Annotated in this window: 24 protein-coding genes and 1 pseudogene; 7 read left to right on the plus strand and 18 right to left on the minus strand. The window is 71.1% G+C overall.

Features of this window, described 5'->3' with window-relative positions; translation table 11 throughout:
• The first annotated feature begins 113 nt into the window (after positions 1-113).
• Positions 114-1,514: a glutamate decarboxylase gene (gene gad, locus ABT254_RS21240; protein WP_351472205.1), complete on the plus strand. Its 1,401-nt coding sequence runs from the start codon at positions 114-116 to the stop codon at positions 1,512-1,514.
• A gap of 4 nt (positions 1,515-1,518) precedes the next feature.
• Here the strand turns inward: gad and ABT254_RS21245 are convergent, their stop codons facing one another.
• The 6 genes from ABT254_RS21245 to ABT254_RS21270 all read right to left on the minus strand — a co-directional run bounded on the left by ABT254_RS21245 (position 1,519) and on the right by ABT254_RS21270 (position 7,056).
• Positions 1,519-2,280, minus strand: a complete 762-nt coding sequence (locus ABT254_RS21245; protein ID WP_351472208.1) for an ABC transporter permease — start codon at positions 2,278-2,280, stop codon at positions 1,519-1,521.
• Complete coding sequence (locus tag ABT254_RS21250) at positions 2,277-3,230, minus strand: ATP-binding cassette domain-containing protein (RefSeq protein ID WP_351472211.1); 954 nt, start codon at positions 3,228-3,230, stop codon at positions 2,277-2,279. Before ABT254_RS21250 ends, ABT254_RS21245 begins: the two co-directional genes overlap by 4 nt.
• 72 nt (positions 3,231-3,302) lie before the next feature.
• Positions 3,303-3,944 (minus strand): PadR family transcriptional regulator, encoded by a 642-nt coding sequence (locus tag ABT254_RS21255; protein ID WP_351472214.1) that lies wholly within the window; start codon positions 3,942-3,944, stop codon positions 3,303-3,305.
• Positions 3,945-3,968: 24 nt separating this feature from the next.
• Positions 3,969-4,508: a DinB family protein gene (locus ABT254_RS21260; RefSeq protein WP_351472217.1), complete on the minus strand. Its 540-nt coding sequence runs from the start codon at positions 4,506-4,508 to the stop codon at positions 3,969-3,971.
• A 155-nt stretch (positions 4,509-4,663) separates the two neighbouring features.
• Positions 4,664-6,124, minus strand: a complete 1,461-nt coding sequence (locus ABT254_RS21265) for an aldehyde dehydrogenase family protein (protein ID WP_351472849.1) — start codon at positions 6,122-6,124, stop codon at positions 4,664-4,666.
• A 95-nt stretch (positions 6,125-6,219) separates the two neighbouring features.
• Positions 6,220-7,056: a Sco1979 family transcriptional regulator gene (locus tag ABT254_RS21270; RefSeq protein WP_502972018.1), complete on the minus strand. Its 837-nt coding sequence runs from the start codon at positions 7,054-7,056 to the stop codon at positions 6,220-6,222.
• A gap of 327 nt (positions 7,057-7,383) precedes the next feature.
• Between ABT254_RS21270 and ABT254_RS21275 the strand changes: the two genes are divergently transcribed.
• Entirely contained in the window at positions 7,384-7,899 is a 516-nt protein-coding gene (locus ABT254_RS21275) for an ATP-binding protein (protein WP_351472220.1), read from the plus strand.
• Between the two features lie 92 nt (positions 7,900-7,991).
• On the opposite strand, the gene ABT254_RS21280 is transcribed toward ABT254_RS21275, so the two are convergent.
• The 5 genes from ABT254_RS21280 to rpmG all read right to left on the minus strand — a co-directional run bounded on the left by ABT254_RS21280 (position 7,992) and on the right by rpmG (position 10,303).
• Positions 7,992-8,210 carry a DUF397 domain-containing protein gene (locus ABT254_RS21280; RefSeq protein WP_115913352.1) on the minus strand — a complete coding sequence of 73 codons (219 nt, stop codon included), beginning with the start codon at positions 8,208-8,210 and terminating at the stop codon, positions 7,992-7,994.
• 301 nt (positions 8,211-8,511) lie between these two features.
• On the minus strand, positions 8,512-8,745 hold the full coding sequence (gene rpsR / locus ABT254_RS21285) for a 30S ribosomal protein S18 (protein WP_351472222.1): 234 nt from the start codon (positions 8,743-8,745) through the stop codon (positions 8,512-8,514).
• Between the two features lie 5 nt (positions 8,746-8,750).
• Positions 8,751-9,878 carry a CobW family GTP-binding protein gene (locus ABT254_RS21290; RefSeq protein ID WP_351472224.1) on the minus strand — a complete coding sequence of 376 codons (1,128 nt, stop codon included), beginning with the start codon at positions 9,876-9,878 and terminating at the stop codon, positions 8,751-8,753.
• Positions 9,875-10,129 carry a type B 50S ribosomal protein L31 gene (locus ABT254_RS21295; RefSeq protein ID WP_351472225.1) on the minus strand — a complete coding sequence of 85 codons (255 nt, stop codon included), beginning with the start codon at positions 10,127-10,129 and terminating at the stop codon, positions 9,875-9,877. Before ABT254_RS21295 ends, ABT254_RS21290 begins: the two co-directional genes overlap by 4 nt.
• A gap of 9 nt (positions 10,130-10,138) precedes the next feature.
• On the minus strand, positions 10,139-10,303 hold the full coding sequence (rpmG, locus tag ABT254_RS21300; RefSeq protein ID WP_030573688.1) for a 50S ribosomal protein L33: 165 nt from the start codon (positions 10,301-10,303) through the stop codon (positions 10,139-10,141).
• A 74-nt stretch (positions 10,304-10,377) separates the two neighbouring features.
• Here rpmG and rpmB point away from each other — a divergent pair, with 74 nt between their 5' ends.
• The 4 genes from rpmB (at position 10,378) to ABT254_RS21320 (ending at position 12,274) form a co-directional block, all read left to right on the plus strand.
• The gene (rpmB, locus tag ABT254_RS21305; protein ID WP_351472227.1) at positions 10,378-10,614 is read left to right on the plus strand and encodes a 50S ribosomal protein L28; all 237 of its coding nucleotides are present in this window, start codon (positions 10,378-10,380) and stop codon (positions 10,612-10,614) included.
• Positions 10,614-10,919, plus strand: coding sequence for a 30S ribosomal protein S14 (gene rpsN, locus ABT254_RS21310; RefSeq protein WP_351472230.1), 306 nt, complete (start codon positions 10,614-10,616; stop codon positions 10,917-10,919). The genes rpmB and rpsN overlap by 1 nt, the downstream gene beginning before the upstream one ends.
• Before the next feature lie 201 nt (positions 10,920-11,120).
• Positions 11,121-11,645, plus strand: coding sequence for a hypothetical protein (locus ABT254_RS21315; protein WP_351472233.1), 525 nt, complete (start codon positions 11,121-11,123; stop codon positions 11,643-11,645).
• Positions 11,646-11,749: 104 nt separating this feature from the next.
• Positions 11,750-12,274: a DUF4232 domain-containing protein gene (locus ABT254_RS21320; protein WP_351472235.1), complete on the plus strand. Its 525-nt coding sequence runs from the start codon at positions 11,750-11,752 to the stop codon at positions 12,272-12,274.
• Between the two features lie 168 nt (positions 12,275-12,442).
• On the opposite strand, the gene ABT254_RS21325 is transcribed toward ABT254_RS21320, so the two are convergent.
• The gene (locus tag ABT254_RS21325; protein WP_351472238.1) at positions 12,443-13,588 is read right to left on the minus strand and encodes a DUF2786 domain-containing protein; all 1,146 of its coding nucleotides are present in this window, start codon (positions 13,586-13,588) and stop codon (positions 12,443-12,445) included.
• A gap of 34 nt (positions 13,589-13,622) precedes the next feature.
• Entirely contained in the window at positions 13,623-14,555 is a 933-nt protein-coding gene (locus ABT254_RS21330; RefSeq protein WP_351472241.1) for a S41 family peptidase, read from the minus strand.
• A 163-nt stretch (positions 14,556-14,718) separates the two neighbouring features.
• On the opposite strand from ABT254_RS21330, the gene ABT254_RS21335 reads away from it, so the two are divergent.
• On the plus strand, positions 14,719-16,410 hold the full coding sequence (locus ABT254_RS21335; RefSeq protein WP_351472244.1) for a bifunctional 3'-5' exonuclease/DNA polymerase: 1,692 nt from the start codon (positions 14,719-14,721) through the stop codon (positions 16,408-16,410).
• A gap of 39 nt (positions 16,411-16,449) precedes the next feature.
• Here the strand turns inward: ABT254_RS21335 and ABT254_RS21340 are convergent, their stop codons facing one another.
• From ABT254_RS21340 to ABT254_RS21360, 5 genes and pseudogenes are all read right to left on the minus strand, one after another.
• Positions 16,450-19,479: an AfsR/SARP family transcriptional regulator gene (locus ABT254_RS21340; protein ID WP_351472246.1), complete on the minus strand. Its 3,030-nt coding sequence runs from the start codon at positions 19,477-19,479 to the stop codon at positions 16,450-16,452.
• A 356-nt stretch (positions 19,480-19,835) separates the two neighbouring features.
• Positions 19,836-20,738 (minus strand): glycosyltransferase family 2 protein, encoded by a 903-nt coding sequence (locus ABT254_RS21345; RefSeq protein ID WP_502972012.1) that lies wholly within the window; start codon positions 20,736-20,738, stop codon positions 19,836-19,838.
• A gap of 88 nt (positions 20,739-20,826) precedes the next feature.
• Positions 20,827-21,279 carry a DUF3052 domain-containing protein gene (locus ABT254_RS21350; protein ID WP_351472249.1) on the minus strand — a complete coding sequence of 151 codons (453 nt, stop codon included), beginning with the start codon at positions 21,277-21,279 and terminating at the stop codon, positions 20,827-20,829.
• 589 nt (positions 21,280-21,868) lie between these two features.
• A pseudogene (locus ABT254_RS21355) lies at positions 21,869-22,067 on the minus strand (hypothetical protein); the annotation flags it as partial.
• A gap of 347 nt (positions 22,068-22,414) precedes the next feature.
• Positions 22,415-23,422, minus strand: a complete 1,008-nt coding sequence (locus ABT254_RS21360) for a slipin family protein (protein WP_351472251.1) — start codon at positions 23,420-23,422, stop codon at positions 22,415-22,417.
• Positions 23,423-23,539: the final 117 nt, after the last annotated feature.

Genomic DNA, 23,539 nt, shown 5'->3' on the forward strand with positions numbered 1-23,539 from the left:
CACCCGGCGCCCGGTGTCACCGTAGGCGTCCCGGGCATTCCGGATGCGACCGCGCGGGCGGTGGAACTCCGGTCCGCCGGCACCCGTTCCCGAGATGACACGAGGAGACGTCCATGCCGCTCCACAAAGGTTCCCAGAAGCCCGACGAGCGCCCGGGATCGGTCAACCCTTTCTTCGGGGAGGCCAATCCGGTCGGCGGCATGACCGAGGCGCCGCCCAAGCACCGGCTGCCGGACGCCCCGCTGCCGCCGATGACGGCGTACCAGCTGGTGCACGACGAGCTGATGCTGGACGGCAACTCGCGGCTGAATCTCGCCACTTTCGTCACCACCTGGATGGAGCCGCAGGCCGGCGTCCTGATGGCGGAGTGCCGCGACAAGAACATGATCGACAAGGACGAGTACCCGCGCACCGCCGAGCTGGAGCGGCGCTGTGTGGCGATGCTCGCCGACCTGTGGAACGCGCCGGATCCGTCGGCGGCGGTGGGCTGTTCGACGACCGGGTCGAGCGAGGCGTGCATGCTCGCCGGAATGGCGCTCAAGCGCCGCTGGAGCAGGCGGAACCCCGCCCCGGGGGCCCGCCCCAACCTCGTCATGGGCGTCAACGTCCAGGTCTGCTGGGACAAGTTCTGCAACTTCTGGGAGGTCGAGCCCCGTCTGGTCCCCATGGAGGGCGAGCGCTTCCATCTCGATCCGGAGGCCGCGGCCGCCCTCTGTGACGAGAACACCATCGGGGTCGTCGGCATCCTCGGCTCCACCTTCGACGGCTCGTACGAGCCCATCGCGGACCTGTGCGCGGCGCTCGACGCCCTCCAGGAGCGCACGGGACTGGACATCCCGGTCCATGTGGACGGGGCGTCCGGCGGCATGGTCGCGCCCTTCCTCGACGAGGACCTGGTGTGGGACTTCCGCCTCCCGCGCGTGGCGTCCATCAACACCTCGGGGCACAAGTACGGGCTGGTCTACCCGGGCGTCGGCTGGGCGCTGTGGCGCGACAAGGAGGCGCTGCCCGAGGAGCTCGTCTTCCGCGTCAACTACCTGGGCGGCGACATGCCGACCTTCGCCCTCAACTTCTCGCGTCCGGGCGCGCAGGTGGTCGCGCAGTACTACACGTTCCTGCGGCTGGGGCGTGAGGGCTACCGGGCCGTGCAGCAGACCACGCGTGACGTGGCCACGGGCATCGCCGAACGGGTCGCGGCGCTCGACGACTTCCGCCTCCTGACCAGGGGTGACGAGCTGCCCGTCTTCGCCTTCACCACCGCGCCGGGCGTGGAGTCGTACGACGTCTTCGACGTGTCCCGGCGGATGCGCGAGAGCGGCTGGCTGCTGCCCGCGTACACCTTCCCGCCGAACCGGGAGGACCTGTCCGTGCTGCGGGTGGTGTGCCGCAACGGCTTCTCCACCGACCTCGCCGACCTGTTCATGGAGGACCTGACCCGTCTCCTGCCGGAACTGCGCCGGCAGCCGCACCCCTTGACCAGGGACAAGGAGGCGGCCACCGGCTTCCATCACTAGACCGCTAGCGGCTCAGGCGCGCGAACCTCCGCACCGCCGGCGGAAAGAACAGCGCGAGCAGTCCCAAGGGCCATACGACGGCCGCCCACACGTGCCCCGGCTCCCCGCCGGGGCCGCCCAGCAGGTCCCGTACGGCCGTCGCGGTCTGGGACATCGGGTTCCACTCGACGACCGCGCCCAGCCAGTCGGGCATGGACTTCGGGGTGGCGAGGGCGTTGGACAGGAAGCCCACCGGCCAGACCAGGATCTGCACGGCCTGCACCAGCTCCGGCTTCCCGGCGACCATCGCCAGGTGAATGCCGATCCACAGCATGGCGAAGCGGAGCAGCAGCAACAGGCCTACGGCGCCCAGGAACGCGGCCGGCGAGCCGTGCACCCGCCAGCCGAGCGCGTACCCGACGCCGATCAGGATCGCCAGCCCCAGCGCCGACTGGAGCATGTCCGCCGCCGAACGACCCACCAGGACCGCACCGTTGGCCATCGGCAGCGAGCGGAATCGGTCGATCACCCCCTTCTCGAGGTCCTGGGTGACGGCGAGCATCGTGCCCTCCAGGCCGAAGGCCATGGTGAGCGCGAGCATGCCCGGCACCAGGTAGTCGCGGTACTGGCCGGTCACACCCCGGCCGCCGCCGATCAGGTAGGCGAACATCAGCAGCAGCATCACCGGGAAGACCAGTCCGACGACGAGGCGGCCCGGCTGCCGTGCCCAGCGGGCGAGTTCGCGGCGGGTCATGGTCCAGGAGTCGGTCAGGGCGTAGGCGCTCACGCCGCCTCCTTCACTCGGTGGCCGCCGGTGAGGTGCAGGAACACCTCGTCCAGCGTCGGGCGGCGCAGGGCGATGTCCTCCGCCTCGACGCCGGCCTCCTCCAGGGCGCGTACGACACCGGAGAGCGCCGCCATGCGGTCCGTCACCGGGGCGCTGAGCAGACGGCGGTCGGGGTCGACCGAGATCTCGGCCTTCGGGACGGGCAACAGGGCGACCGCGGCGCCCAGTTGGCCCGCGTCGCGCAGGACGACGTCGATGCGGTCGGCGCCGGCGGCGGCCTTGAGCTCGTCCGCCGTGCCGTCGGCGATCACCCGGCCGGCGTCGACGACCGAGATGCGGTCGGCGAGCTGGTCGGCCTCTTCCAGGTACTGGGTGGTGAGCAGGACCGTCGTGCCGCCGCCGACCAGGGAGCGGACCGCGGCCCACACTTCGGCGCGGCCCCGGGGGTCGAGGCCGGTCGTCGGCTCGTCCAGGAACAGCACGTCCGGATCCCGGATCAGGGCGGCGGCCAGGTCGAGGCGGCGCCGCATGCCGCCGCTGTAGGCGCGCACCGGCTTGCGACCGGCGTCGGCGAGGCCGAAGCGTTCCAGGAGCTCGTCGGCACGCACGCGCGCGTGGCGGGCGCCGAGGTGGTACAGGCGGCCGAACATCTCCAGGTTCTGGCGGCCGCCGAGCTCCTCGTCGAGGGCCGCGTGCTGGCCGAGCAGGCCGATGCGCAGCCGCACGGCCCGGGCCTCGGTCACGACGTCGTGCCCGGCCACCTCGATCCGGCCCGCGTCGGGCCGCAGCAGGGTGGACAGGATCCGGACCAGGGTCGTCTTGCCCGCGCCGTTCGGGCCCAGAACTCCGTGGACGGTGGTGCGGGCGACCGTGAGGTCGAGCCCGTCCAGTGCGTGTTTCCCGCCGTACTTCTTGCGCGCCCCGTTGACGGTGATCGCCGCGTCAGCCACTGCAGCTCCCTCTCTAGTCAAACTTGACTACCCATCGAACGTAACGCCGCCGGACCCATTGGTCAAACTTGATTAGCGGTCGTCCTCCGGATGCCGCTCCCCCGTCGCATACGGGTTCTCCTCACCCTCGGCGAGGATGCCGACGAACGGTGCGCCCTCGCCCGCGAACGTGTACGCCCCGCCCTCGATCCGCGCGATCAGCCCCTGGGTCCACTCGGCCTCGGCATCGGCCGTGTGGACCCAGAGGTTCATGATCTCGCCGATGTGGCCGAGCTGTTCGGGGCCGTCCTGAGGGATGTAGTGCTCGGTGACGGTCCCGCGCCACTCCTCGATCCGCCGGATCCGCTCCTTCAGGAGCGCCACCGCCTCGGCGCGCGGCAGGTCGACGATGAAGCCGATCGACGCCGACTTGACGTCCATTTTCTGGTCGTACGAGGTCAGCGCCTCGCGCAGCAGCCGGAAGTACTCCTCGGTGCCCCAGTCGGTGATCTCGTACTCCGTGCGCGGCGGGCCGCCGGCCGTGGACGGCGCGATCTCGTGCGCGTGCAGCAGCCCTTGCTTCGCCATCTGTTTGAGCGCGTGGTAGATCGAGCCGGGCTTGGCGTTGGACCACTCGTGCGCGCCCCAGTACTCCAGGTCGCCCCGCACCTGGTAACCGTGGGCCCGCCCGTGCTGGCGGACCGCGCCGAGCACGAGAAGACGGATCGCGGACATGCCGCCCAGCTTATGGTCAAGGACTCAGCCCGCTTGCTCCAGAGCGACCAGTTCGAACGCCGTCTTCCCGTCGAGGGACTCACGGATGATGTCCGCGTGGCCCGCGTGCCGGGCCGTCTCGCGGATCAGGTGCAGACAGAGCCAGCGCACCGAGACCCGGCCCTCCGGCGGGAACCAGGGCTTGTCGGGGAGCGGGAAGGTGTCGTCGAGGCTCGGCACCGAGCGGATGTACGCCTCCGTCTCGGCGGCGACCTTCTCCCAGTACGCGAGCTGCGACTCGACGGTCTCGCCGTCGACGAGCCGGAAGGTCTCGTGCCAGTTGGTCTCGTCCCGCTTGACGGCCGGCGACTCCTGCTTGGCCCGGGCGATCCAGCCCTGCTCGACCTCGGCGACATGCTTGAGCAGACCGGAGAGGGACAGCTCGCTGGCACTGGGCCTGCTCGCCGCCTGCTCCTCGGTCAGCCCGAGCAGCGCGCGCCGGATGCCGCCCCGCTGCTCCTCGATGAACGAGAGCAGCGCCCCGCGCTCGTCGCCCTGCGCCTCTGCCGGTACGTGCGTGACCATGACCGCCGCCTTTCGCCGGTGGCAGGGAGTCCGTCCCCCTGCCTGACACCGACGAAGCTACGGGCCATTGAGGTCAGGTGCTGTCCTCAATGGCCCGCCGCGCCATTGAGGTCAGTGCTGTCCTCAATGGCCCGCCGCGGTGACACCGTCGGACATCAGAACGGGAACCCGCTCCGCCCGTGCTGCACCGAGATCCACTTCTGCGTCGTGAAGCACTCGATGGTGGCCTCACCGTTCAGACGGCCGAGGCCGGAGCTCTTCTCGCCGCCGAAGGGGATGAGGGGCTCGTCGTGGACGGTGCCGTCGTTCACATGGAACATCCCGGTGTCGATCTGCTTGGCGAAGGAGACGCCCCGCTCGACGTCGCCCGTGTGGACGGCGCCGCTCAGGCCGTACGGAGTGTCGTTGACGAGGCGTACGGCCTCCTCCTCGCCGTCGAAGGGGATGAGGAAGACGACCGGGCCGAAGACCTCCTGCCGCAGCAGGGCCGAGTCGGCGGGGACGCCGGTCAGGACGGACGGTTCGACGAGGTTGTCGGTCCGGGCGCCGCGTACCAGAGCCACGGCGCCCTCGGCGAGCGCCTGGTCGATCACGCCTGTCACGGCGTCCGCCTTGGAGCGGTTGATGAGCGGACCGATGACCGTCTCGGGCTCGCGCGGATCTCCGGTCTTGAGCGTCTTCACCTTGGCGACGAACTTCTCGGTGAACTCGTCGAAGACCGAGCGGTCGACCAGGACGCGGTTGGCAGCCATGCAGATCTGGCCCTGGTGGATGTACCGGCTGAAGACGGCCGCGTCCACGGCGTAGTCGACGTCGGCGTCGTCGAGGACCACCAGCGCGCTGTTGCCGCTCAGTTCGAGGACCGAGCGTTTGAGGTTCGCGGCGCATACGGCGGCGATGTGGCGCCCGACCTGGTCGGAGCCGGTGAAGGAGATGACCTTCAGGAGAGGGTGGTCGATGAAGGCGTCACCGGTCTCGGCTATGTCGGTGATGACGACGTTCAGCAGGCCGCCGGGCAGACCGGCGTCCTGGAAGATCTTGGCGACCAGTGAGCCGCCGACGATCGGGGTTTCCTGATGCGGCTTGAGGACGACGGCGTTGCCGAGGGCCAGGGCCGGGGCGACCGATTTGATCGAGAGGAGGAAGGGGAAGTTGTAGGAGCTGATCACACCCACCACACCGACCGGAACGCGGTGGAGACGGTTCTCCTTGCCGTCGACGGGAGAGGGAAGGATCCTGCCGTCGGGGCTCAGTGCCTGGTGGGCCGCTTCGCGCAGGAAGTCCTTGGCGAGGCGCAGTTCGAAGTCCGCCTTCAGCCGGGTGCCGCCGAGTTCGGTGATGATCGCGTCGGCGATCTCCTCCTCGCGTTCCTCGACCAGGCGCAGCGCCTTTTCGAGGACCGCTCGGCGGGCGTACGGATTGGTCGCGGCCCACTGCTTCTGGGCGCGGGCGGCCGCCTGGTAGGCCTGATCGACCTCGTCGACCGTGGCTATGGTGATCGAGGCCAGCTTCTCACCGTCGTACGGGTTGAAGTCGATGACGTCCCAGGAGCCGGTACCCGGGCGCCACTCACCGTCGATGTACTGCTGAGCCAGATCGGTGAAGTACGACGCCATGCGATCCCTCATCCCGACTTCATGGTGTGATCACACGTCATCGTACTGGCGTTTCAAGCGAGTTGGGTGGCTCCGCCCACAGTCGAGGGGAAACCCTAGGACAGCTGGAGCAGGCCCCGCAGCACGTCCCGGCTCTCGTCCGGACCCGGGCTGTCCTGCTGCAACTCCTTCATCGCCTTCTCGTACTGGGTGACGTCCTCGTGCTTGTCGAGGTAGAGCGCGCTGGTGAGCTGTTCCAGGTAGACGACGTCCGAGAGGTCCGACTCCGGGAAACTGAGGATGGTGAAGGCGCCGGACTCGCCGGAGTGGCCGCCGAAGCTGAACGGCATCACCTGCAGCCGCACGTTCGGGCGCTCGGAGACCTCGATGAGGTGCTGGAGCTGGCCGCGCATGACCTCGCGGTCGCCGTAGGGGCGGCGCAGGGCGGCCTCGTCCAGGACGATGTGGAACTCGGGGGCCTTCTCGGAGACGAGGTACTTCTGCCGCTCCAGGCGCAGCGCCACGCGCCGCTCGACGTCCGCCTCACTCGCGCCCTTCATGCCGCGCCGCACGACCGCGCGGGCGTATTCCTCCGTCTGCAGCAGGCCGTGCACGAACTGCACCTCGTAGACACGGATGAGGCTGGCGGCGCCCTCCAGGCCGACGTAGGTGGGGAACCAGCTGGGCAGGACGTCCGAGTAACTGTGCCACCAGCCAGCGACGTTGGCCTCGCGGGCGAGGGCGAGGAGCGAGGTGCGCTCCTGCTCGTCCGTGATGCCGTACAGCGTCAGCAGGTCTTCGACGTCCCGTGTTTTGAAGCTCACCCGGCCCAACTCCATCCGGCTGATCTTCGACTCGGAGGCACGGATCGAGTAGCCCGCCGCCTCGCGCGTGATCCCGCGCGCTTCCCGCAGTCGCCTCAGTTGCGAGCCGAGCAGCATGCGCCGCACCACCGATCCGGGCTCTCCCGCGCTCACGTTCGCCAGCCTCCCCAACGCCTTCAGGGGCCGAAGTCTGCCACTAAATCACTCCGAGCAGTACTCGTCCGATTACAGAGAAGCAAAGAACCCAAAGATTCTGCGCAGGAAGGGGAAAGGAGGCGGCGAGCAGAGGGAGAGAAGATGGCGGAAAAAATGGCCAACAAGCGGTACGGGAGGGTCCAATTCGGTCGCGTGCACGTGCATCTGCACCTTGCATCTGCACCGCGCATCCAAGACCATGGTCTCGCGCAACCGCTGCATCGCAACGCAACGACCGCGAATTCCTCGGGAGTGCCTCGCATGGGGACGAATGGATCGACCATGCTCGAGCCGTTACGGCAGGGCCTTCCGCCGCTGGATCCCGCAGCCGTGTCCAGCGCCGCCTCCTGCGCTCTGCCCGCCCGCTACGAAGCGGTGCGCGAAGCCAGGCTGTTCACCCGCAGAACGCTCGACCAGTGGGACATAGGCGACCGCTTCGACGACGTCTGTCTGGTGGTTTCCGAGCTGGTCACCAACTCGCTGCGGCACGGCCTGCCGGCCGGCACCCTGTGCGCCGCCGACCAGAGCCCGCCCGTGCGGCTGCATCTGATGCGCTGGACGGAGCGGCTGGTGTGCGCGGTGCGCGACCCGAGCCATGCGACGCCCACCCCGCGCGAGGCGGACGACTTCTCCGCGGAATCGGGCCGCGGCCTGTTCCTCGTCGACTCCTTCGCCGACAGCTGGGGCTGGCACCCGATGGCGGGCACCCTCGGCGGCAAGGTCGTCTGGGCGCTGTTCCAACTGCCGCACCCGCCCCGGCCGCTGCCTGCCGAATAGCGCACCCCGGCGCCGTCTGACGCCGGGGTTCTACGCGCGTTACTGCACGTAAGGCACTGATTGCCCCGAGTTGCACCCGGGGTGGGCGGGTGTCAGCCCGCTATCAGGTGGTCGAACTCGCCGTCCTTGATGCCCAGGAGCATCGCCTCGATCTCCGCGCGCGTGTAGACGAGCGCCGGACCGTCGGGGAAGCGCGAGTTGCGCACGGCGACGTCCCCGCCGGGCAGCCGGGCGAACTCCACGCAGGAGCCCTGCGAGTTGCTGTGCCGGCTCTTCTGCCAGGCCACACCGTTCAGCTCCGTGGCTGCCATGCCGTTGTACACGTCGTGGTCCACAGGTCGCTCCCGGTGGTGCGGTGGCTTGGGGCCAGTGATGCAGTGGTCAACTGGTCCGGATCATAGCTGTGTTCACGTGCGGATGCATGAGCAGATGCACGTGCACGCGGGGTGGTGCTGTGGTTACAGCTGTGACGTACGGGGTGTGGCATCCGTTCCGGCGCATGCCCCAGGGGTCATGTGGCATGCGCCGAGCCGGAACTCGTACACAGGAAGAGACGCGTACCGCGGCTTTTGTGTTCCATCCTCCAGATGACGTTCGCAGGATCGGCCAGGGTCAGCGGCCGGCGTACGGCAACAGCGCCATCTCCCGCGCGTTCTTGATCGCACGCGCGAGCAGCCGCTGCTGCTGGGCCGTGACACGGGTGACACGGCGGCTGCGGATCTTGCCGCGGTCGCTGATGAACTTCCGCAGCAGGTCGGTGTCCTTGTAGTCGATGTATGTGATCCCGGCCTGGTCCAGCGGGTTCGGGCGGGACTTGGCGGGGTTGCGGTCGGGCTTGCGGGCCATGCGGGTCAGACCTCCAGGAGGGTGTCGAAGGCGGGCGGCAGCCGCTTCCAGGCGGCGCGCCCGGCGGCGTACTCGGCGTCGGTCAGCAGACAGGACTCCAGAAGGTGTTCGAGTCCGTCGCGGTCGAGTCCGGGCGAGGTGAAGACGAGGTGCTGGCAGCAGTCCCCGTGCTCGGGGTGCCAGTCGAGCGCGGCGGCGGCCCTGCGCACGGGCGGGACCATGTCCCAGGCGGCGTCGGGGAGCGAGGCCAGCCAGGGTCCCGCACTCTCCACGCACAGGGCCCCGCCCGCCGCGTCCCAGTGCAGCAGGGTGTCCGGCTTGTCGGCGAGCCAGAACCGGCCCCGGCTGCGGGCGGCGGCGCAGGTCAGGTCCTCCAGGGCCGCGTACAGCCGCTCCGGGTGGAAGGGGCGGCTGCGGTGCCAGACGAGGGTGGAGACGCCGTGCGCGTCGGCCTCGGCGGGCAGGAGGGCGCAGGCCGGGTGCTGGGCGGCGGCCGCCGCCTCGACGTCGAAGCCCGCGAGGGCGGCCGCCGCCAGGTCGCCGTGGCCGATGACGACCTGGCGGGCCGTCGGATGGAGCTGGGCGAGCAGCTCGCGGTCCTCCTCGTCGGCCTCCTCGGAGTCGGTGACGGCGAGGACGGGGGCGTACTCCAGCTGGCGCGCGAACGTGTCCGCGACCGTCCGCTGGTCCGTGGCCGCCGCGGCGAGGCCGCCGTCGGCGAGGTCGTCGCCGTTGCCGAGATACGGCAGGACGAGTGCCGGGTCCACGGCGGTGATCACACCCGTGACGGTCAGGCCTCCGGCCACGACCACCTCAGCCATGGCCTTGGGCTCCACGGAGTCCCACAGCTCGACCACGGCGAGACGGGTGTCCCCCTTGTCCGCGAGCCGGCGCAGCTCGGGAACCAGGTCCTCCCTGAGCGCACAGCACGCGCAGTCGTTGACCAGGGGTGCCTCACCGGCCGACACGAGGCCGCTCGCGTCGCGGATCGTCCGTACGACCGTGCCCGCCGCGGCCGTGGCGAGGTCGTGGTGGAGTACGACGCTGCCGGGGACGTCGGCCAGCAGCCGGGCCACGGCCGCCTTGCGGGCGTCGGCGTGCAGCCCGCCGACGATCACCACCGAGAGGCTCACGCTCCGCCCCGCTTCCCGAACCGGCGCTCGAAGCGCTCCACACGGCCGGCGGTGTCCATTACGCGGGCGGTGCCGGTGTAGAAGGGGTGGCTGACGTTCGAGATCTCGATGTCGACGACCGGGTAGATGTGGCCGTCCTCCCACTCGATCGTCTTGTCGCTGCTCATGGTCGAGCGGGTGAGGAAGGCGTGGTTCGCGGCGCGGTCGCGGAAGACGACGGGGCCGTAGGCCGGGTGGATTCCGTTGCGCATGGCGGTGGTTCAGCGCTCCTCTCGGAAGTCGACGTGACGGCCGGCGACCGGGTCGTACTTGCGCAGGGTCATGCGATCGGGGTCGTTGCGGCGGTTCTTGCGGGTCACGTAGGTGTAGCCGGTCCCCGCCGTGGACCGGAGCTTGATGACCGGGCGGAGTTCGTTGCGAGCCATGCTGGTACCTTACTGAAAATGAATTCCATTAGCGACATCGCTTCGAGGATCACTTCAGGAGAGGTACGTCACCCATGTCCGCGCACTGCATGCTGACCGGCGCTCAGCCCGGCTTCGGCAACCGCATCTCCCACTCCCACCGGCGGACCTCCCGCCGTTTCGACCCCAACATCCAGAGCAAGCGGTACTGGCTGCCGAGCGAGGGCCGGTACGTACGGCTGCGGCTGAGCGCGAAGGGGATCAGGACCGTCGACGCGATCGGCGTCGAGGCCGCCGTGGCGCGGATCCGTGCGCGGGGGGTGCGGGTCTGATGGCGAAGAAGAGCAAGATCGCGAAGAACGAGCGGCGGCAGGCGATCGTCGCCCGGTACGCCGAGCGGCGCGCCGAGCTGAAGGAGATCATCCGTCGACCGTCGTCGACAGAGGCGGAACGGCTGGCCGCCCAGCGGGAGTTGCGGCGCCAGCCGCGCGACGCCAGCGCGACCCGCGTACGCAACCGGGACCAGGTGGACGGGCGACCGCGGGGATACTTCCGGGCGTTCGGGCTGTCGCGGGTGTCATTGCGGGGGCAGGCTCATGCCGGGTACCTGCCGGGGGTGCGCAAGTCGTCCTGGTGAGGGCGGGTGGGTCCGGTGAGGGCAGGTGGTCCGGTGAGTGCGGGTGGCTCCGGTGGGCGCGGGTGGGTCCGGTGAATCTCACAGCCGCTCCTCATGGGGTGGAGGGCCGTCCCTGGTAGCTTGCTGCGGGCGCTCGGGCCTGCGGTCCGGCCCACCGGCTACGGCTTGCCCCTGCTCGTTGCTACTGCTTGGGAGCTACCAGTGACTTCGGCGACCTCCACCCGTCCTGCCCGCACGGTGTCGCGCCGGCGGCTGCGGATCGCGGCCGCCGCCGCGGGGCTGGCGGGTGCGCTCGTGCTCACCGCGTGCAGCGGCGGCGACTCCAAGGACGACTCCTCGGCCGGCCCGTCCCCCTCCGCCTCCGCCACGGCGGACACGGGCGGCGGCACCGGCGGGACGACCAGCGCGTCCGACAGCCTGCAGGGCAGCTGGCTCGCCACGACCGGCGGCAAGGCCGTCGCCCTGGTGATCACCGGCAAGCAGGCCGGGCTCTTCTCGACCGGCGGATCCGTGTGCAGCGGGACCGCGGGCAAGGAGGCCGGTATGCAGATGATCCACCTCACCTGCACCAAGGGTGGCAAGGAGCGGGCGACGGGGATGGTCGACTCCGTGTCCGAGAACTCGCTGAAGATCACCTGGTCGGGCACCGTGGGCAAGGAGACGTACGCCAAGACGGAGGGCGGGACCCTGCCGTCGGGGCTGCCGACGGCGAACCTCGGTCAGTAGTCCGGCAGGGCGGCCAACCGCTGCGGGGGATCGTGCGTGATGATCCATGCACGCGATCAACGCCATCGCGCCGCCGAGCACCAGCAGAGCACCAGAGGACCCACATGCGCGCCACCCCGATCACCGTCGCCGCTCTCGCCGCGGCGCTCCTTCTGACCGCCTGCGACAGCAGCGGCGGTGACAGCGGCTCCACCGACAAGAACAGGGCGGGCGACGCCTGCACGCTCGACACCGTCGGCGTGCAGGTCGCAGCGAGCGCCGCCCCGTCCGCCGGGGACTCCGGCAATGTCACCGTCACGATCACCAACCGCGGCTCCAAGTGCACCCTGAACGGCTTCCCGGGCGTCGACCTCTACGCGGGCAACGTCTCGACCACCGTCCTCGCCGACAAGGCCGCGAAGGCCCGGAAGCTGACCCTCGCCAAGGACGCGACCGCCTCCTTCACGATCACGTACGTCCGGGGCGAGGCGGGCGGCAAGAAGAGCCTGCCGGTGAAGACGGTGAAGTTCACCCTGCCCGGCTCCACCGCCGATCACAGCTTCACGTGGTCGTACGGCGAAGTTGCCCTCAAGGGCGATGCGGCCACGCCGAATGCCTCGGTGACGCCCTTCCAGCAGGCGGGCGACTGACGCTCCGCGGGATGTGCCACGATGGGCCGTCGGTCGTCTGCGGCGCCATCGTGGCTGGTCACTCCCCCACTCTCGGCTTCGCTGGAGCGGGGCTCCCATCGCGGCGGAGCCGCATATCGCCACACGCCCGCGCCCCTATGGGGGCGCCGGCCCTGACGTCGGGGCGCTTCACGGGAGCCGCGGCCGGGCCCCCACCTGTGCCCGGTCCGCTGCCTGAGCCCCCTCCGTCCAGCCCGCCTCGTCGTTCACCCCGCGCAGGCGGGTTGTGGTCGTCTCGGGGAACATGCGGTCCGTGTGGGTCGTGACCGCGACCTCGCGGGAGGCCAGGACGGGGAGCAGGTCGTCGGTCACTTGCGTCTCCGCGGCCGTCGCGAGGCGGGTGCCTATGCGGTGGGCGTAGGCCGCGAGGAAGGACTGCCGGAAGGTCTTGGTGCGCTTGCGGCCGCCCGCCCGCTGGGCGGTCTCCGCCTTCGTCATCGCCGTAGTCGCCTGGACGAGGAGCGAGGTGTAGAGGAGTTCGACGGCTTCCAGGTCCGCTTCGAAGCCGACGACGGTGGAGAAGCCCAGCGGCTCGTTCCACACGGACCGGCAGTGGTTCGCGGTGGCGACCGCGTCCAGCAGCACCGCCTTCGCCTGCTCGTACGGTGCCTCGACGCCGATACGGCAGGCGCCGGGGGCGTCCGGGGAGGGCGCCCGGGCCGCGAGCAGCGCCTCGTCGATGCTGTGCCGGGCCATCAGCTCCTGTGCCTTGGCGGACAGCGCCTCCGCCTCGTCCGGGAACCCGGTCGCCTCCGCCTTGGCGAGCAGCGCGCGGATGCGGGTGAGCATGCGGGACCCGGCTCCGGGGGCGGAAGCGGGCCGCCGCCTGGGCTCGTCGAGGGGTTCGAGGGCCGGCAGGCGCAGCAGCAGGCGGTACAGCTCCAGGACGGTGGTCGCGTGCGAGAAGCGGTCGGTGCGGGGCGGGGTGCCGGTGGCCTCGGCGGTTTCGGCCGCTTCCGCGCCGAGCTCGTCCAGCTGCGCGGTCCAGCGGGGGCCGCGCGGGCCGTCGTCCGGTGTCTGCGCCCGGATGAGCGCCGACACCAGGCGTACGTGTACCTCGTCCAGCTCGCGTCGCACGATCCGGACGACGTCGGCGGGCTGCCAGCCGCGCCGCCAGGCCGTCGCCACGAACTCCCGGCCCCGGCGGGCGAGTTCGTCGTCCGCCGCCGGGTCTGCGGCCAGCAGGGAGGCGCCCGTGTCGAGGGCGGTGTCGGTCTCGGCGTACAGGGCGGCCTCGAAGGCGCGTTCGACGGTGCTGGACGGAGTGCTGGTCACTCGTCGATCGTGCCACGTGGCACTGACAGCCGGGTCAGGCGCCGATCAGGGACAGGGCCCGGTCGAGGGCTTCGGGGGCCGGGCACGGGACGTCGGGAACGACGCCGGTGCCTTCCCAGTTGGTGCCGGAGACCGGGTTGACGGCACGGGCGACCGGGATGGTGGCCTCCAGGTTCGGGTGGACCGTCCAGCCCTCGCGCGGGTGGGCGCCGCCGCGCGTGGTCTCGCCCACCACGGTCGCACGGCCCAGCTGCTGGAGGTCGTAGGCCAGTTCCTCGGCAGCCGAGAAGGTGCGGGGCCCGGTGAGGACGTGGACCGGCTTGGTGCCCCCGAAGCGGGCGCCCGGGACGTGCGGCAGGGACCAGAACTGGTCGTACCGGTCGCCCACGCGCGTGTACAGGGTGTTGAGATGGGTGCGCTCGTCCAGGAGGTAGCTGCAGACGAAGGCGACGGTGTCCGGGTCGCCGCCGCCGTTGCCCCGCAGATCCAGGATGAGCGCGTCGGCGCGGGCGACCAGGGTGAGCGCGGCGGCGAGCGGCTCGGCCGACCAGGACAGCGGGAAGAGGAAAGGAGCCAGTTCGAGGAGGGCGGTGCCGCCCGTCAGCAGCTCGACCCGGGGCACGCCGCCCAGGGAGGTGTCGAACTTACGGCGCATGGCGGCTTCCGCGGCCTCGCCCTGGCCCTGCGGCACCTGCTCGGGGTGGTACATGAGGCGCAGATGCGGATCGCCGTTGACGGACTGCAGATCCGCCGTGACCAGTCCGCTCAGCTCCTCGGCGCTCTCCACGTCGTACGCCCCCTCCGCCAGGCGCCGGCGCAGCAGCACGGCCACTTGCTCGGCGGCCTCCGGGAAGACGTAGTGCTCGGTGAGGAGCCGGGCCGTCTCGTCGACGACCGCGGGAACGTCGGTGACGGGGGCGGGAGCAGGGGCCGTGGAGGAACTTGTCGTCAGCGTGGTCGTGGTCATGGCAGATGAGTCAACCACCGTCCCCGTGCGCCCCACATGGGGTTTTCCCGGACTCGTCTCACCCACCGAAATTCGCTCGCTCCTCTCCTGGAGTTCGAGAACGGCGAGCGGGTGCCGGCCGGCCGGGAGGCCACTGTCAGACCCCCCTGCCACACTCGCAACCATGACCGACCGCTGGGCGCTCGCTCCGGCCGAGGACGGTGGCGTGGAGATCGCCCCCCTCGGTCCGGACGGGCTGCTCGCCGGACCGGTCCTGTGGGAGCCCGACCTCGCGACGGCCGTGCGGGGCCGGCCGGAGGTCGTGCGGTGGGTGTGGCGTTCCACGGCCGAGGTGTATCCGCGTCTGCTCGCCACGGGGGTGCGAGTGGAGCGGTGCTACGACGTCGAGGACGCCGAGACCCTCCTGCTGGGCCACGAGGGGCGGTACGGCGAGCCACGCTCGGCGGCCGCCGCTCTGGCCCGGCTCCGCGGCGGCCCCGTACCACCCGACCCGCCCCAGCGCTCCGCCGAACCCGGAGCGCAGTCCCCGCTCTTCGAACCGCAGGCCGCCCATGTGCCGCTGCCCGACCTCGTCGAGGTGTACGCCGAGCAGCAGCGCCGGCACGACGCCACCGCGCACCCCGACCGGATGCGGCTGCTGACCGCGGCCGAGTCGGCGGGGATGCTGGTGGCCGCCGAGATGAACCGCGCCGGGCTGCCCTGGAGCGCCGAGGTGCACCGCCGGGTGCTGCACGAACTGCTCGGCGAGCGGTATGCGGGCGGCGGCGAGCCCCGCCGCCTCGCCGAGCTCGCGGACGAGGTGTCCGCCGCCTTCGGGCGCCGCGTCCGGCCCGATCTGCCCGCGGACGTCATCAAGGCGTTCGCGCAGGCCGGGATCAAGGTGAAGTCGACCCGGCGGTGGGAGATCGAGTCCGTCGACCACCCGGCGGTGAAGCCGCTGGTCGAGTACAAGAAGCTGTATCGCATCTGGGTCGCCCACGGCTGGTCCTGGCTGCAGGACTGGGTGCGTGACGGGCGGTTTCGGCCCGAGTTCCTCGCGGGCGGGACCGTCACCGGCAGATGGGTCACCAACGGCGGCGGCGCCCTCCAGATCCCCAAGGTCATCCGGCGCGCGGTGGTCGCCGACCCCGGCTGGCGGCTCGTCGTCGCGGACGCCGACCAGATGGAACCGCGTGTCCTGGCCGCCATCTCCCGCGACCCGGGGCTGATGGAGGTGGCCGGGCGGGAAACCGACCTCTACCAGTCGGTCTCCGACCGGGCCTTCTCCGGCGACCGCGCCCAGGCCAAGCTGGCCGTCCTCGGCGCGGTCTACGGCCAGACGTCCGGAGACGGCCTGAAGAACCTCGCCGCACTCAGACGCCGCTTCCCCAAGGCGGTCGGGTACGTCGACGACGCGGCGCGCGCGGGCGAGGAGGGGCGGCTGGTGCGGACCTGGCTGGGGCGGACCTGCCCGCCGGCGGCCGGGGCGGGTGAGGACGCGGCGGAGGAGGCGGGCATTCCGCAGGACGAGCCGGCCGAGGCGCCCGCCGGGACGGAGTGGGTGCCGGGGTATGCCTCCACCAACACCCGCGCCCGCGGTCGCTTCGCCCGCAACTTCGTCGTCCAGGGGAGCGCCGCCGACTGGGCGCTGCTGATGCTTGCCGCGCTGCGGCAGGCCTGCGCGGGCATGGCGGCCGAGCTGGTCTTCTTCCAGCACGACGAGGTGATCGTGCACTGTCCTGCGCGAGAGGCGGAGGCGGTGGTGGCGGCGATCCGGGAGGCGGCGGAGCTGGCGGGGCGATTGACGTTCGGTGAGACACCCGTGCGGTTTCCGTTCAGCACGGCGGTGGTGGAGTGTTATGCGGACGCGAAGTGAGTGGTGGGCGCGGCTACCGCAGTGAAGCGGTACCCCCAGCTACGGCAGCGTCTCGCCGAGCAGTTCCCTCAGTTCGGCCAGGACCGACTTCTCGTCCGTGCCGTCCAGTGCGTCGAGTGCCGCGCGCCACTGGGCGTACGCCTGGTCGGCGCTGCCCCGCTCCCGCAGCAGAAGGCCGTGCTGATGGCGGGCGAGTCCGCCCGTGTAGCGGTCGGCGCGGGCGTCCGCGCGGTGGAGCAGCTCGGCGCACTCGGCGGCGGCCCGTTCCGTGCGGCCGAGCAGCCGCAGTGCCCGCACCAGCCCGAGCCGGGTCTGGGACTCGCCGTGCCAGTCGCCGTGGCCGCCGAGAATGCGCAGGCTCTCCTCGAAGTGGGGTACGGCGGCGGCCGGTTCGCCGAGGGTGAGGTGGGCGTAGCCGATGTTGCAGTGCGCGGAGTGCTGCACGATCACGGCACCGATCTCGTCGCCGATGGCAAGCGACCGCCGGTGCTGCTCGATCGCGGCCCGCGGGTCGGTGTGCTCGTACAGATTGCCGAGGTGGCTGTGGGTCACCGCCTCACCGTGCGGGTCGTTCAACCGCCGCGAGTACTCCAGGCTCTGGCGCAGGGCCCGCCCCGACTCCTCGTAGCGGCCGAGCCCTTCGAGCAGCAGACCACGGTTGTTGAGGCAGCGGCGGATCCACGAGACGCGGTCGAGCCGCCGCCAGATCGTCAGCGCCCGGTCGTTGAGGGCGAGGGCCTCGCTCTGCCGCCCGGTCAGGAAGTGCAGCCCGGCGAGGTCGCCCAGCGCGTACGCCTCGGCGGCCTCGTCACCGAGCCGCCGGGCCACGCGCAGGGCGGCCCGGCCGAGCACCTCCATCTCGGCGACGCGACCGCTGCGCAGCACATACGGGAAGAAGAGGCGGATCAGGGTCGAGATACGGGCGGCCCTGAGGGCCTGGACGTCGGGGTCGGCACCGGGGTCCTCGGCGTACCGCTCGACCAGCGTGACGATGTTCGCCAGCTCCGTGTCCCCCCAGGCGAAGGCCTGTCCGGCGGATTCGAAGGCGGGGAGGGCGGCGACCTGCGTCGCGTGGTCCGGCGGCTGGGCCGCGGTCGGACGGCGGCGGTCGTCCTGGTCGAGGCCCGGCTCGACGATCGCGGTGAGGGCGCGCTCGGCGACGGCTGCATACCAGGGCAGGGCGGCATCCACGTCACTGGCACCGCCGGCCAGTTCGCGGGCGAAGTCACGGACCAGGTCGTGCGGGGCATAGCGGCCGTACGCCGTCTCCTCCAGGAGGGCCACGTCGACGAGCCGGTCCAGCGCGGCCTCGGCTCGGCGCTCGTCGGTGCCGACCAGGTGGGCGAGGAGCGGTGCGCCGTACGCGGGCAGGTCGAGCGCGCCGATCCCGCGCAGCACCACAGCGGCATCCCGGTCGGCCTCGCGCTCCGAGGCGGCGAGGGCGTCATGGGCGACGGCCAGGGAACGGCGGACGCTCAGGTCGTCGTACTCCAGGTGGTGCAACCGTCCTTCCGTGGCCGCCAGTTGACCGGCCAGCATCTCGGGGGTGAGCGCTCGGCGCGCGGCGAGGCGGGCGGCGACGATGCGCAGCGCGAGCGGGAGCCGCCCGGTGAGTTCGACGAGGGGGTGGGCCGCGTCCAGGGCATCGCGGCCGGAGACCGCTCGCAGCAGCTCGGCGCTTTCCTCGTCGCTCAGCGGGGTGAGCGGGAAGCGGCGGGCGCCGTCGAGGGCGGTCAGCGGCGAACGGCTGGTGACGATCACGGCGCAGCCCGCTCCGGCCGGCAGCAGCGGCCGTACCTGAGCGGCGTGCGCGGCGTCGTCCAGGAGCAGCAGGGTGCGGGTGGGCGCGAGCAGGGAGCGCAGCAAGGCGGCGGCCGCGTCCGGGTGTTCGGGGATGCGGCGGGGCTCGGTGCCCAGGTCACGCAGCAGTGCGGCAAGGGCCTGGGTGGGCGTGAGGGGGATCATGCCGGGGGTGGCGCCATGCAGGTTGATGTACAGCTGACCGTCGGGGAAACGTTCCCTCAGAGTGTGGGCGACCTGCAGGGCGAGGGCGCTCTTGCCCACCCCCGCCATGCCGCTGATGACGGCAACGGCAGGGGTCCGGCCGGGTTCGAGGGCGCTGCGGAGCTCGTCGAGAGCGGGGGTGCGGCCGGTGAAGTGGGCGGGCGGAGGGGGAAGTTGGGCGGGCCTCGGCGACTGCGGGAGGGCCGGGGCAGGGTCGTCCGTGCCGCCCGGTGCGGTGGCGTCCTCGCGCGGGGAGCCGGGAAGTCCGGTGGTGGCGAGCACCTCGACGTGCGCCTCCTGCATCGCCGGGCCCGGTTCCACGCCCAGTTCCTCCACCAGACGGGCGCGCAGATCCCGGTGGACGGCCAGGGCCTCGGCCTGGCGGCCGGTGCGGTGCAGGGCGAGCATCAGCTGACGGTGGTACGCCTCCCGGAGCGGATACTCGGCGGCCAGTGCGGCCAGCTCCGGTACGAGACCGTCCAGTCGGGCACCGCCGACGGCCAGCTCGGCGTCGTAACGCCACTCCAGAAGCAGCAGCCGCGCCTCCTTCAGACGCTGGACGAAGGCGTATCCGCCCAGTTCCGCGGGGAGCCCGTTCAGCGGGGTGCCGCGCCACAGGGCCAGCGCGGACGTGCACTCACGCACGACCCGCTCCCAGTTGCGGGCGGCGAACGCGCCGCGCGCCGTGGCGAGATGACGCTCGAAGACATGCACGTCCAGCTCGCCCTGCTCGACGCGGAGCACATAACCGGGCGGCACCGCCCGCAGCCGCTCGGGATCGTCGAGCAGCCTGCGCAGCCGGGCCACATGGTTGTGCAGCGAGGCCTGCGCGGACGCGGGCGGCGCCCCGCCCCACAGCGCGTCCTTGAGCGACTCGACGGAGACGACCCGGCCGGCCTCCAGGAGGAGAGCGGCGAGCAGGGTACGGACCTTGGGGCTGCCGATGGCCTTGACGTCGGCCTCGCCGGAGGCATCCGTGCCCTCGTCGCAGTCGCCGGCCTCGCCGTGGACGTCGTAGAGAACCGGCGGTCCCAGCAGTCCGAACCGCAGCTGGCCCCGCCTCACGCCCCCCACTGCCTTCCCGCATTCTTGGCGGATTTCCGCCCTCGTCACGGCGGTTTCCCGCCACCTGTGCCACGGCGGTCGCCGCGGGAATCCATTACGGCCGCGACGGTCCGGCGATGCCGACCGACGGCTTCGCGCCAATCGGCCGAGGCCGGAACGGAGAACCGTTGGCCACATGTTAGCGATCCGTTGGTGCCACCTGATGTGATCACTTCATCGGATCTGGCCCGGGGGTGCGCGCGTAGAACGCGCAACTCGGGGGAGTGACGCCGCCGTGGCCGGATCCGGGGGACGTCAGAGGGTCCCGGTCGGCGGAGGTGAACGCCCGGGACCCTCGTCCCCTCCACCGTTTCCCGTCAGATGACGGGCGGCCGTCCCAGCCGCGCCAGCCGCCACACGGTCCGCCACCGCATGGGCCGCCGCTCGCCCGCCGGCTCGCTGAGACCCTCCACGAACCCGCCGAACCAGGCGCGCAGACCCGCCCCCGACCGGGTCCGGGCAAGGGTGAGCAGCATCCAGATCCCCAGGTGTACGGGGATGAGCGGCAACGGCAGTCGACGGCGGACGAGCCAGACCCGGTTGCGGGCGTTCACCCGGTAGTAGATGGCGTGCCGGGCCGGCGAGGTCTTCGGGTGCTGGAGCAGCAGTTCGGGTGCGTACAGGATCCGCCAGCCGGCGTCGGCGGCCCGCCAGGCCAGGTCGGTCTCCTCATGGGCGAAGAAGAACTCGGCGGGCCAGTCGCCGATCTCGTCGAGCATGGCGGCCCTCAGGCCGTGGCCGCCGCCGAGGAACCCGGTGACGTAGCCGCCCCGCATCGGGTCGGAGGAGCCGACCCGGGGCACGTGCCGCTGCTGGGTCTCGCCGTGCTCGTCGGCGATGCGGAAGCCGACGATGCCCAGCTTCGGGTCGGCCGCGAACAGGTCCCGTACCCGCCGCAGCACATCGGCGTCGACGAGCAGCCCGTCGTCGTCGAGTTCCACGACGACGTCGACGTCGCCGAACTCCCGCAGCCGGGCCAGCGCCTGGTTGCGGCCGCCCGGGCAGCCGAGGTTCTCGTCGAGTTCCAGGAGGGTGACCTCGCCGGGCAGCGCCAGCCGCTCGGCGTAGTCCGGCAGCGGGCAGCCGTTGCCCACGATCACGATCCGCGCGGGCGCCAGGTCCTGCTTGGCCACGGACTCCAGCAGGGCGTCGACCTCGGCGGGCCTGTTTCCCATGGTCACGACGGCGATAGCGATCCGCAGTGCTCCCAGGTCCTGCATGCCCTTCACCCCATCACGGCCGCCGGCAATCCCGGCCGCGATGCTAACCGTTCACGGTAAGGACTTTCTGAGTACGCCGATTCTTGGGTCAGGCGTGGCGGGGCGTACGACGCTTCTCCCCGCCCCGGTTCTCCCTGCGCCGTACGAACTTCAGCCCCGACCAGTCCTCCCCCAGCGCGGCGACCTTCACGTCGACCACGCCGAGCGGGAGGAAGAGGTCGCGCAGATCGTTCTCGGCGATGTCGCTGACGTGGCCTGCGGCCTTGCGGGGCCAGGCGATCCACAGCATGGCCTGGTCGGCGAGAGCGGCGACCAGCGCGGGGGCCTCGGCGGCCAGGGCGGCGCGGGTGCGGTAGAAGGCGAGGGTGATGTCGGCGCCGCGGGGGCCGACCGCGGTGAGCTCCACCCCGTCGGGCAGACCGGGGATGTCGAACGGATCGGGAGCGTGCAGAAGCGCCACCCGCCGACCCGCCCCGATGCCGATCTTCCTGGCGAGCGGGGTACCGGAGTACCCACCGCCCGCAGCACCCGATCCGCCCATCGCCCGCCTCCACGGTTCCCTGTCGCCCTGACCGGCTTCCATCGTGCCGGAGGACGACGTCAGCGGGCCCGCGCCGCGGCCTGGTGCCCTTGCCGAGCAATGAGGTGCACCACGAACGAAAAACCCCAGGTCAGAGAAGTCCGACCTGGGTTTTCAGTGGAGCCGCCTTCGGGATTCGAACCCGAGACCTACGCATTACGAGGGCGATAGGGATCGTGACGAGTTATGCCCCGTGATCGCATCAGATCCCGTTTTCGCAGATCAGAGCACTGACCACGGTCCCGCTGCTCGTACGCCGTGTTGCACCGTCCACAGGCGTCCGCGCTCCCCTTGCGCTCCCCGCCCCTTTGGCAGGGCGATGAACTGGCCTACAAGCTCGGTGGCGACACCATGGTCGCACGGCTTGTCGAGATCCCACATACGAGGCCGATCGCCATCATCCGTGGTCTCCCCGCCCACACGCCTCACGCAGACGAGCACAGCGGCGCACACAGCAACAACAACAGCTCGACGAAATCCGGCCTCCTTCCACCTCGGGCGTGACAGCCGTCGGCTCGTCGACGCCTGCGGGCTCCGGTACGTCGATGTGGAGCAGCTTGAGCAGGTCGGCGGTGACGACCCGGTAGGCGTTGCCCAGACGCAGGACCGTGCACGGATACCGGCCACGCTTGGCAAGGTCGTACCCGGTGGTCCGGCTGAGGGACAGCGCACGGTTCGCCGGCTCCAGGCAGTGCGAGCAGTTCCTCACGCGTCAGCCCACGGGACGCATCCTCGCGCTTGGTGATCACAGGGGTCCATACCCCGCGAGACAACCCGCGCCGCCTCAGGTCAAGCCGCACGCCACGGAATCGCGGACGGCCCATAATGTCGGTGATCGCGAAGACACTGCCGAACATGGCGAGTTGCTCGATGCGCGCGGTAATACTCCGTCACGGCCGAGCCACCGGACGCCGCTACGGAGCGGGAATCCGAAGGCTCATCCCACCAGACCCTCCGTCTCCGCGATCACCATGGCGAACCGTGGCCGGCGGATGCCGAAGGCCATGCCTAATGGGGTGGCGTCTCGCGTGAGTCCACGTACAGATCCGCCAGTTCCCCTACCAGGTGCAGCGCCAGTCAACGGTTCACCCGACGTTCAGCCGCCGGTATATGACGCGTCGGAGTCGGAGTCCGCGTGTGCCGGCCAATTGTCCCGCCGCTCCCGCGCCACATCCGCGCGCCTGCCGATCCGATCTCCGTGGGAGCCGACCCGTTGTCCGCTCAGGGGGAAGGCGGGCGCGGCGGGTGGGGCAGAGGTAATCGGTTCCGGGAGTTCCGGGCGTTCCGGGCGTTCGGGGAGCGCGGGGCGTGGGATGCTCCGGTGGACGGATTCGCCGCCGGTCTCCTGGCTCTGGTGCTCGAAGAAGCGGAGCATCTCCACCGGGAACGGCATGACCAGGGTGCTGTTCTTCTCCGCGGAGACGTCCACCACGGTCTGCAGCAGGCGCAGTTGGAGCGCGCCCGGAGTGTCGGCCATGGTCGCCGCGGCGTCACTCAGCCGCTGGGACGCCTGGAACTCACCGTCGGCGGCGATGACCCGGGCACGGCGCTCGCGCTCGGCCTCGGCCTGCTTGGACATGGAGCGCATCATCGACTGCGGAAGGGCGATGTCCTTGATCTCCACCCGCTCGATGCGCAGTCCCCACGGTTCCTCGGTGGGGGCGTCCATCACCTTCTTGAGCTCCGTGTTGATGTGGTCGCGGTCGGAGAGGAGCGTGTCCAGATCCGCCCTGCCGATGACGGCGCGAAGCGAGGTCTGGGCGATCTGGGAGACGGCGCTGGGGTAGTCCCGCACGTTCACCAGCGCCTTGACCGGGTCGATGACCCTGAAGTAGACGACCGCGTCGACGGTGAGCGTCACGTTGTCGGCGGTGATGGACCCCTGCGGAGGGATGCCGAGCACCTCGGTCTGTACGGACACCTTCCGCATCCGGTCCCCGATCGGCCGGATGACGCGCAGGCCGGGCCCGCGGATGTCCGGCAGCAGCCGCCCGAAGCGGAACACCACGCCCTTCTCGTACTGCTGGACGTTGCGCAGGCTCAGGGCGAGCAGGACCAGCCCGGCCACGGCGAACACCACCAGCACGGTGATCAGAACACCCATGGTTCTCACATTCCTCACGTCGATGACGGTCCCGGGACCCGGACGGTCCGGGAGGTGTCCGGCACGGCAGGACCCCGACCTGTCGTCCGTGCTGCGGCCGGGGTCCCGGGCTGCTGT

Source organism: Streptomyces sp. NPDC001137 (genome assembly GCF_040298885.1).
Lineage (GTDB): Bacteria > Actinomycetota > Actinomycetes > Streptomycetales > Streptomycetaceae > Streptomyces.

Coding starts and splice junctions, on each gene's coding strand:
- ABT254_RS21255 (WP_351472214.1), bottom strand. CDS start 3,944: ATGTCCGCGATCCGTCTTCTCGTGCTCGGCGCGGTCCGCCAGCACGGG.
- ABT254_RS21360 (WP_351472251.1), bottom strand. CDS start 23,422: ATGGGTGTTCTGATCACCGTGCTGGTGGTGTTCGCCGTGGCCGGGCTG.
- ABT254_RS21320 (WP_351472235.1), top strand. CDS start 11,750: ATGCGCGCCACCCCGATCACCGTCGCCGCTCTCGCCGCGGCGCTCCTT.
- gad (WP_351472205.1), top strand. CDS start 114: ATGCCGCTCCACAAAGGTTCCCAGAAGCCCGACGAGCGCCCGGGATCG.
- rpmG (WP_030573688.1), bottom strand. CDS start 10,303: ATGGCTCGCAACGAACTCCGCCCGGTCATCAAGCTCCGGTCCACGGCG.
- ABT254_RS21280 (WP_115913352.1), bottom strand. CDS start 8,210: ATGGCAGCCACGGAGCTGAACGGTGTGGCCTGGCAGAAGAGCCGGCAC.
- ABT254_RS21275 (WP_351472220.1), top strand. CDS start 7,384: ATGGGGACGAATGGATCGACCATGCTCGAGCCGTTACGGCAGGGCCTT.
- ABT254_RS21265 (WP_351472849.1), bottom strand. CDS start 6,124: ATGGCGTCGTACTTCACCGATCTGGCTCAGCAGTACATCGACGGTGAG.
- ABT254_RS21260 (WP_351472217.1), bottom strand. CDS start 4,508: ATGGTCACGCACGTACCGGCAGAGGCGCAGGGCGACGAGCGCGGGGCG.
- ABT254_RS21335 (WP_351472244.1), top strand. CDS start 14,719: ATGACCGACCGCTGGGCGCTCGCTCCGGCCGAGGACGGTGGCGTGGAG.
- rpmB (WP_351472227.1), top strand. CDS start 10,378: ATGTCCGCGCACTGCATGCTGACCGGCGCTCAGCCCGGCTTCGGCAAC.
- ABT254_RS21295 (WP_351472225.1), bottom strand. CDS start 10,129: ATGCGCAACGGAATCCACCCGGCCTACGGCCCCGTCGTCTTCCGCGAC.
- ABT254_RS21330 (WP_351472241.1), bottom strand. CDS start 14,555: ATGACCACGACCACGCTGACGACAAGTTCCTCCACGGCCCCTGCTCCC.
- rpsR (WP_351472222.1), bottom strand. CDS start 8,745: ATGGCCCGCAAGCCCGACCGCAACCCCGCCAAGTCCCGCCCGAACCCG.
- ABT254_RS21350 (WP_351472249.1), bottom strand. CDS start 21,279: ATGGGCGGATCGGGTGCTGCGGGCGGTGGGTACTCCGGTACCCCGCTC.
- ABT254_RS21345 (WP_502972012.1), bottom strand. CDS start 20,738: ATGCAGGACCTGGGAGCACTGCGGATCGCTATCGCCGTCGTGACCATG.
- rpsN (WP_351472230.1), top strand. CDS start 10,614: ATGGCGAAGAAGAGCAAGATCGCGAAGAACGAGCGGCGGCAGGCGATC.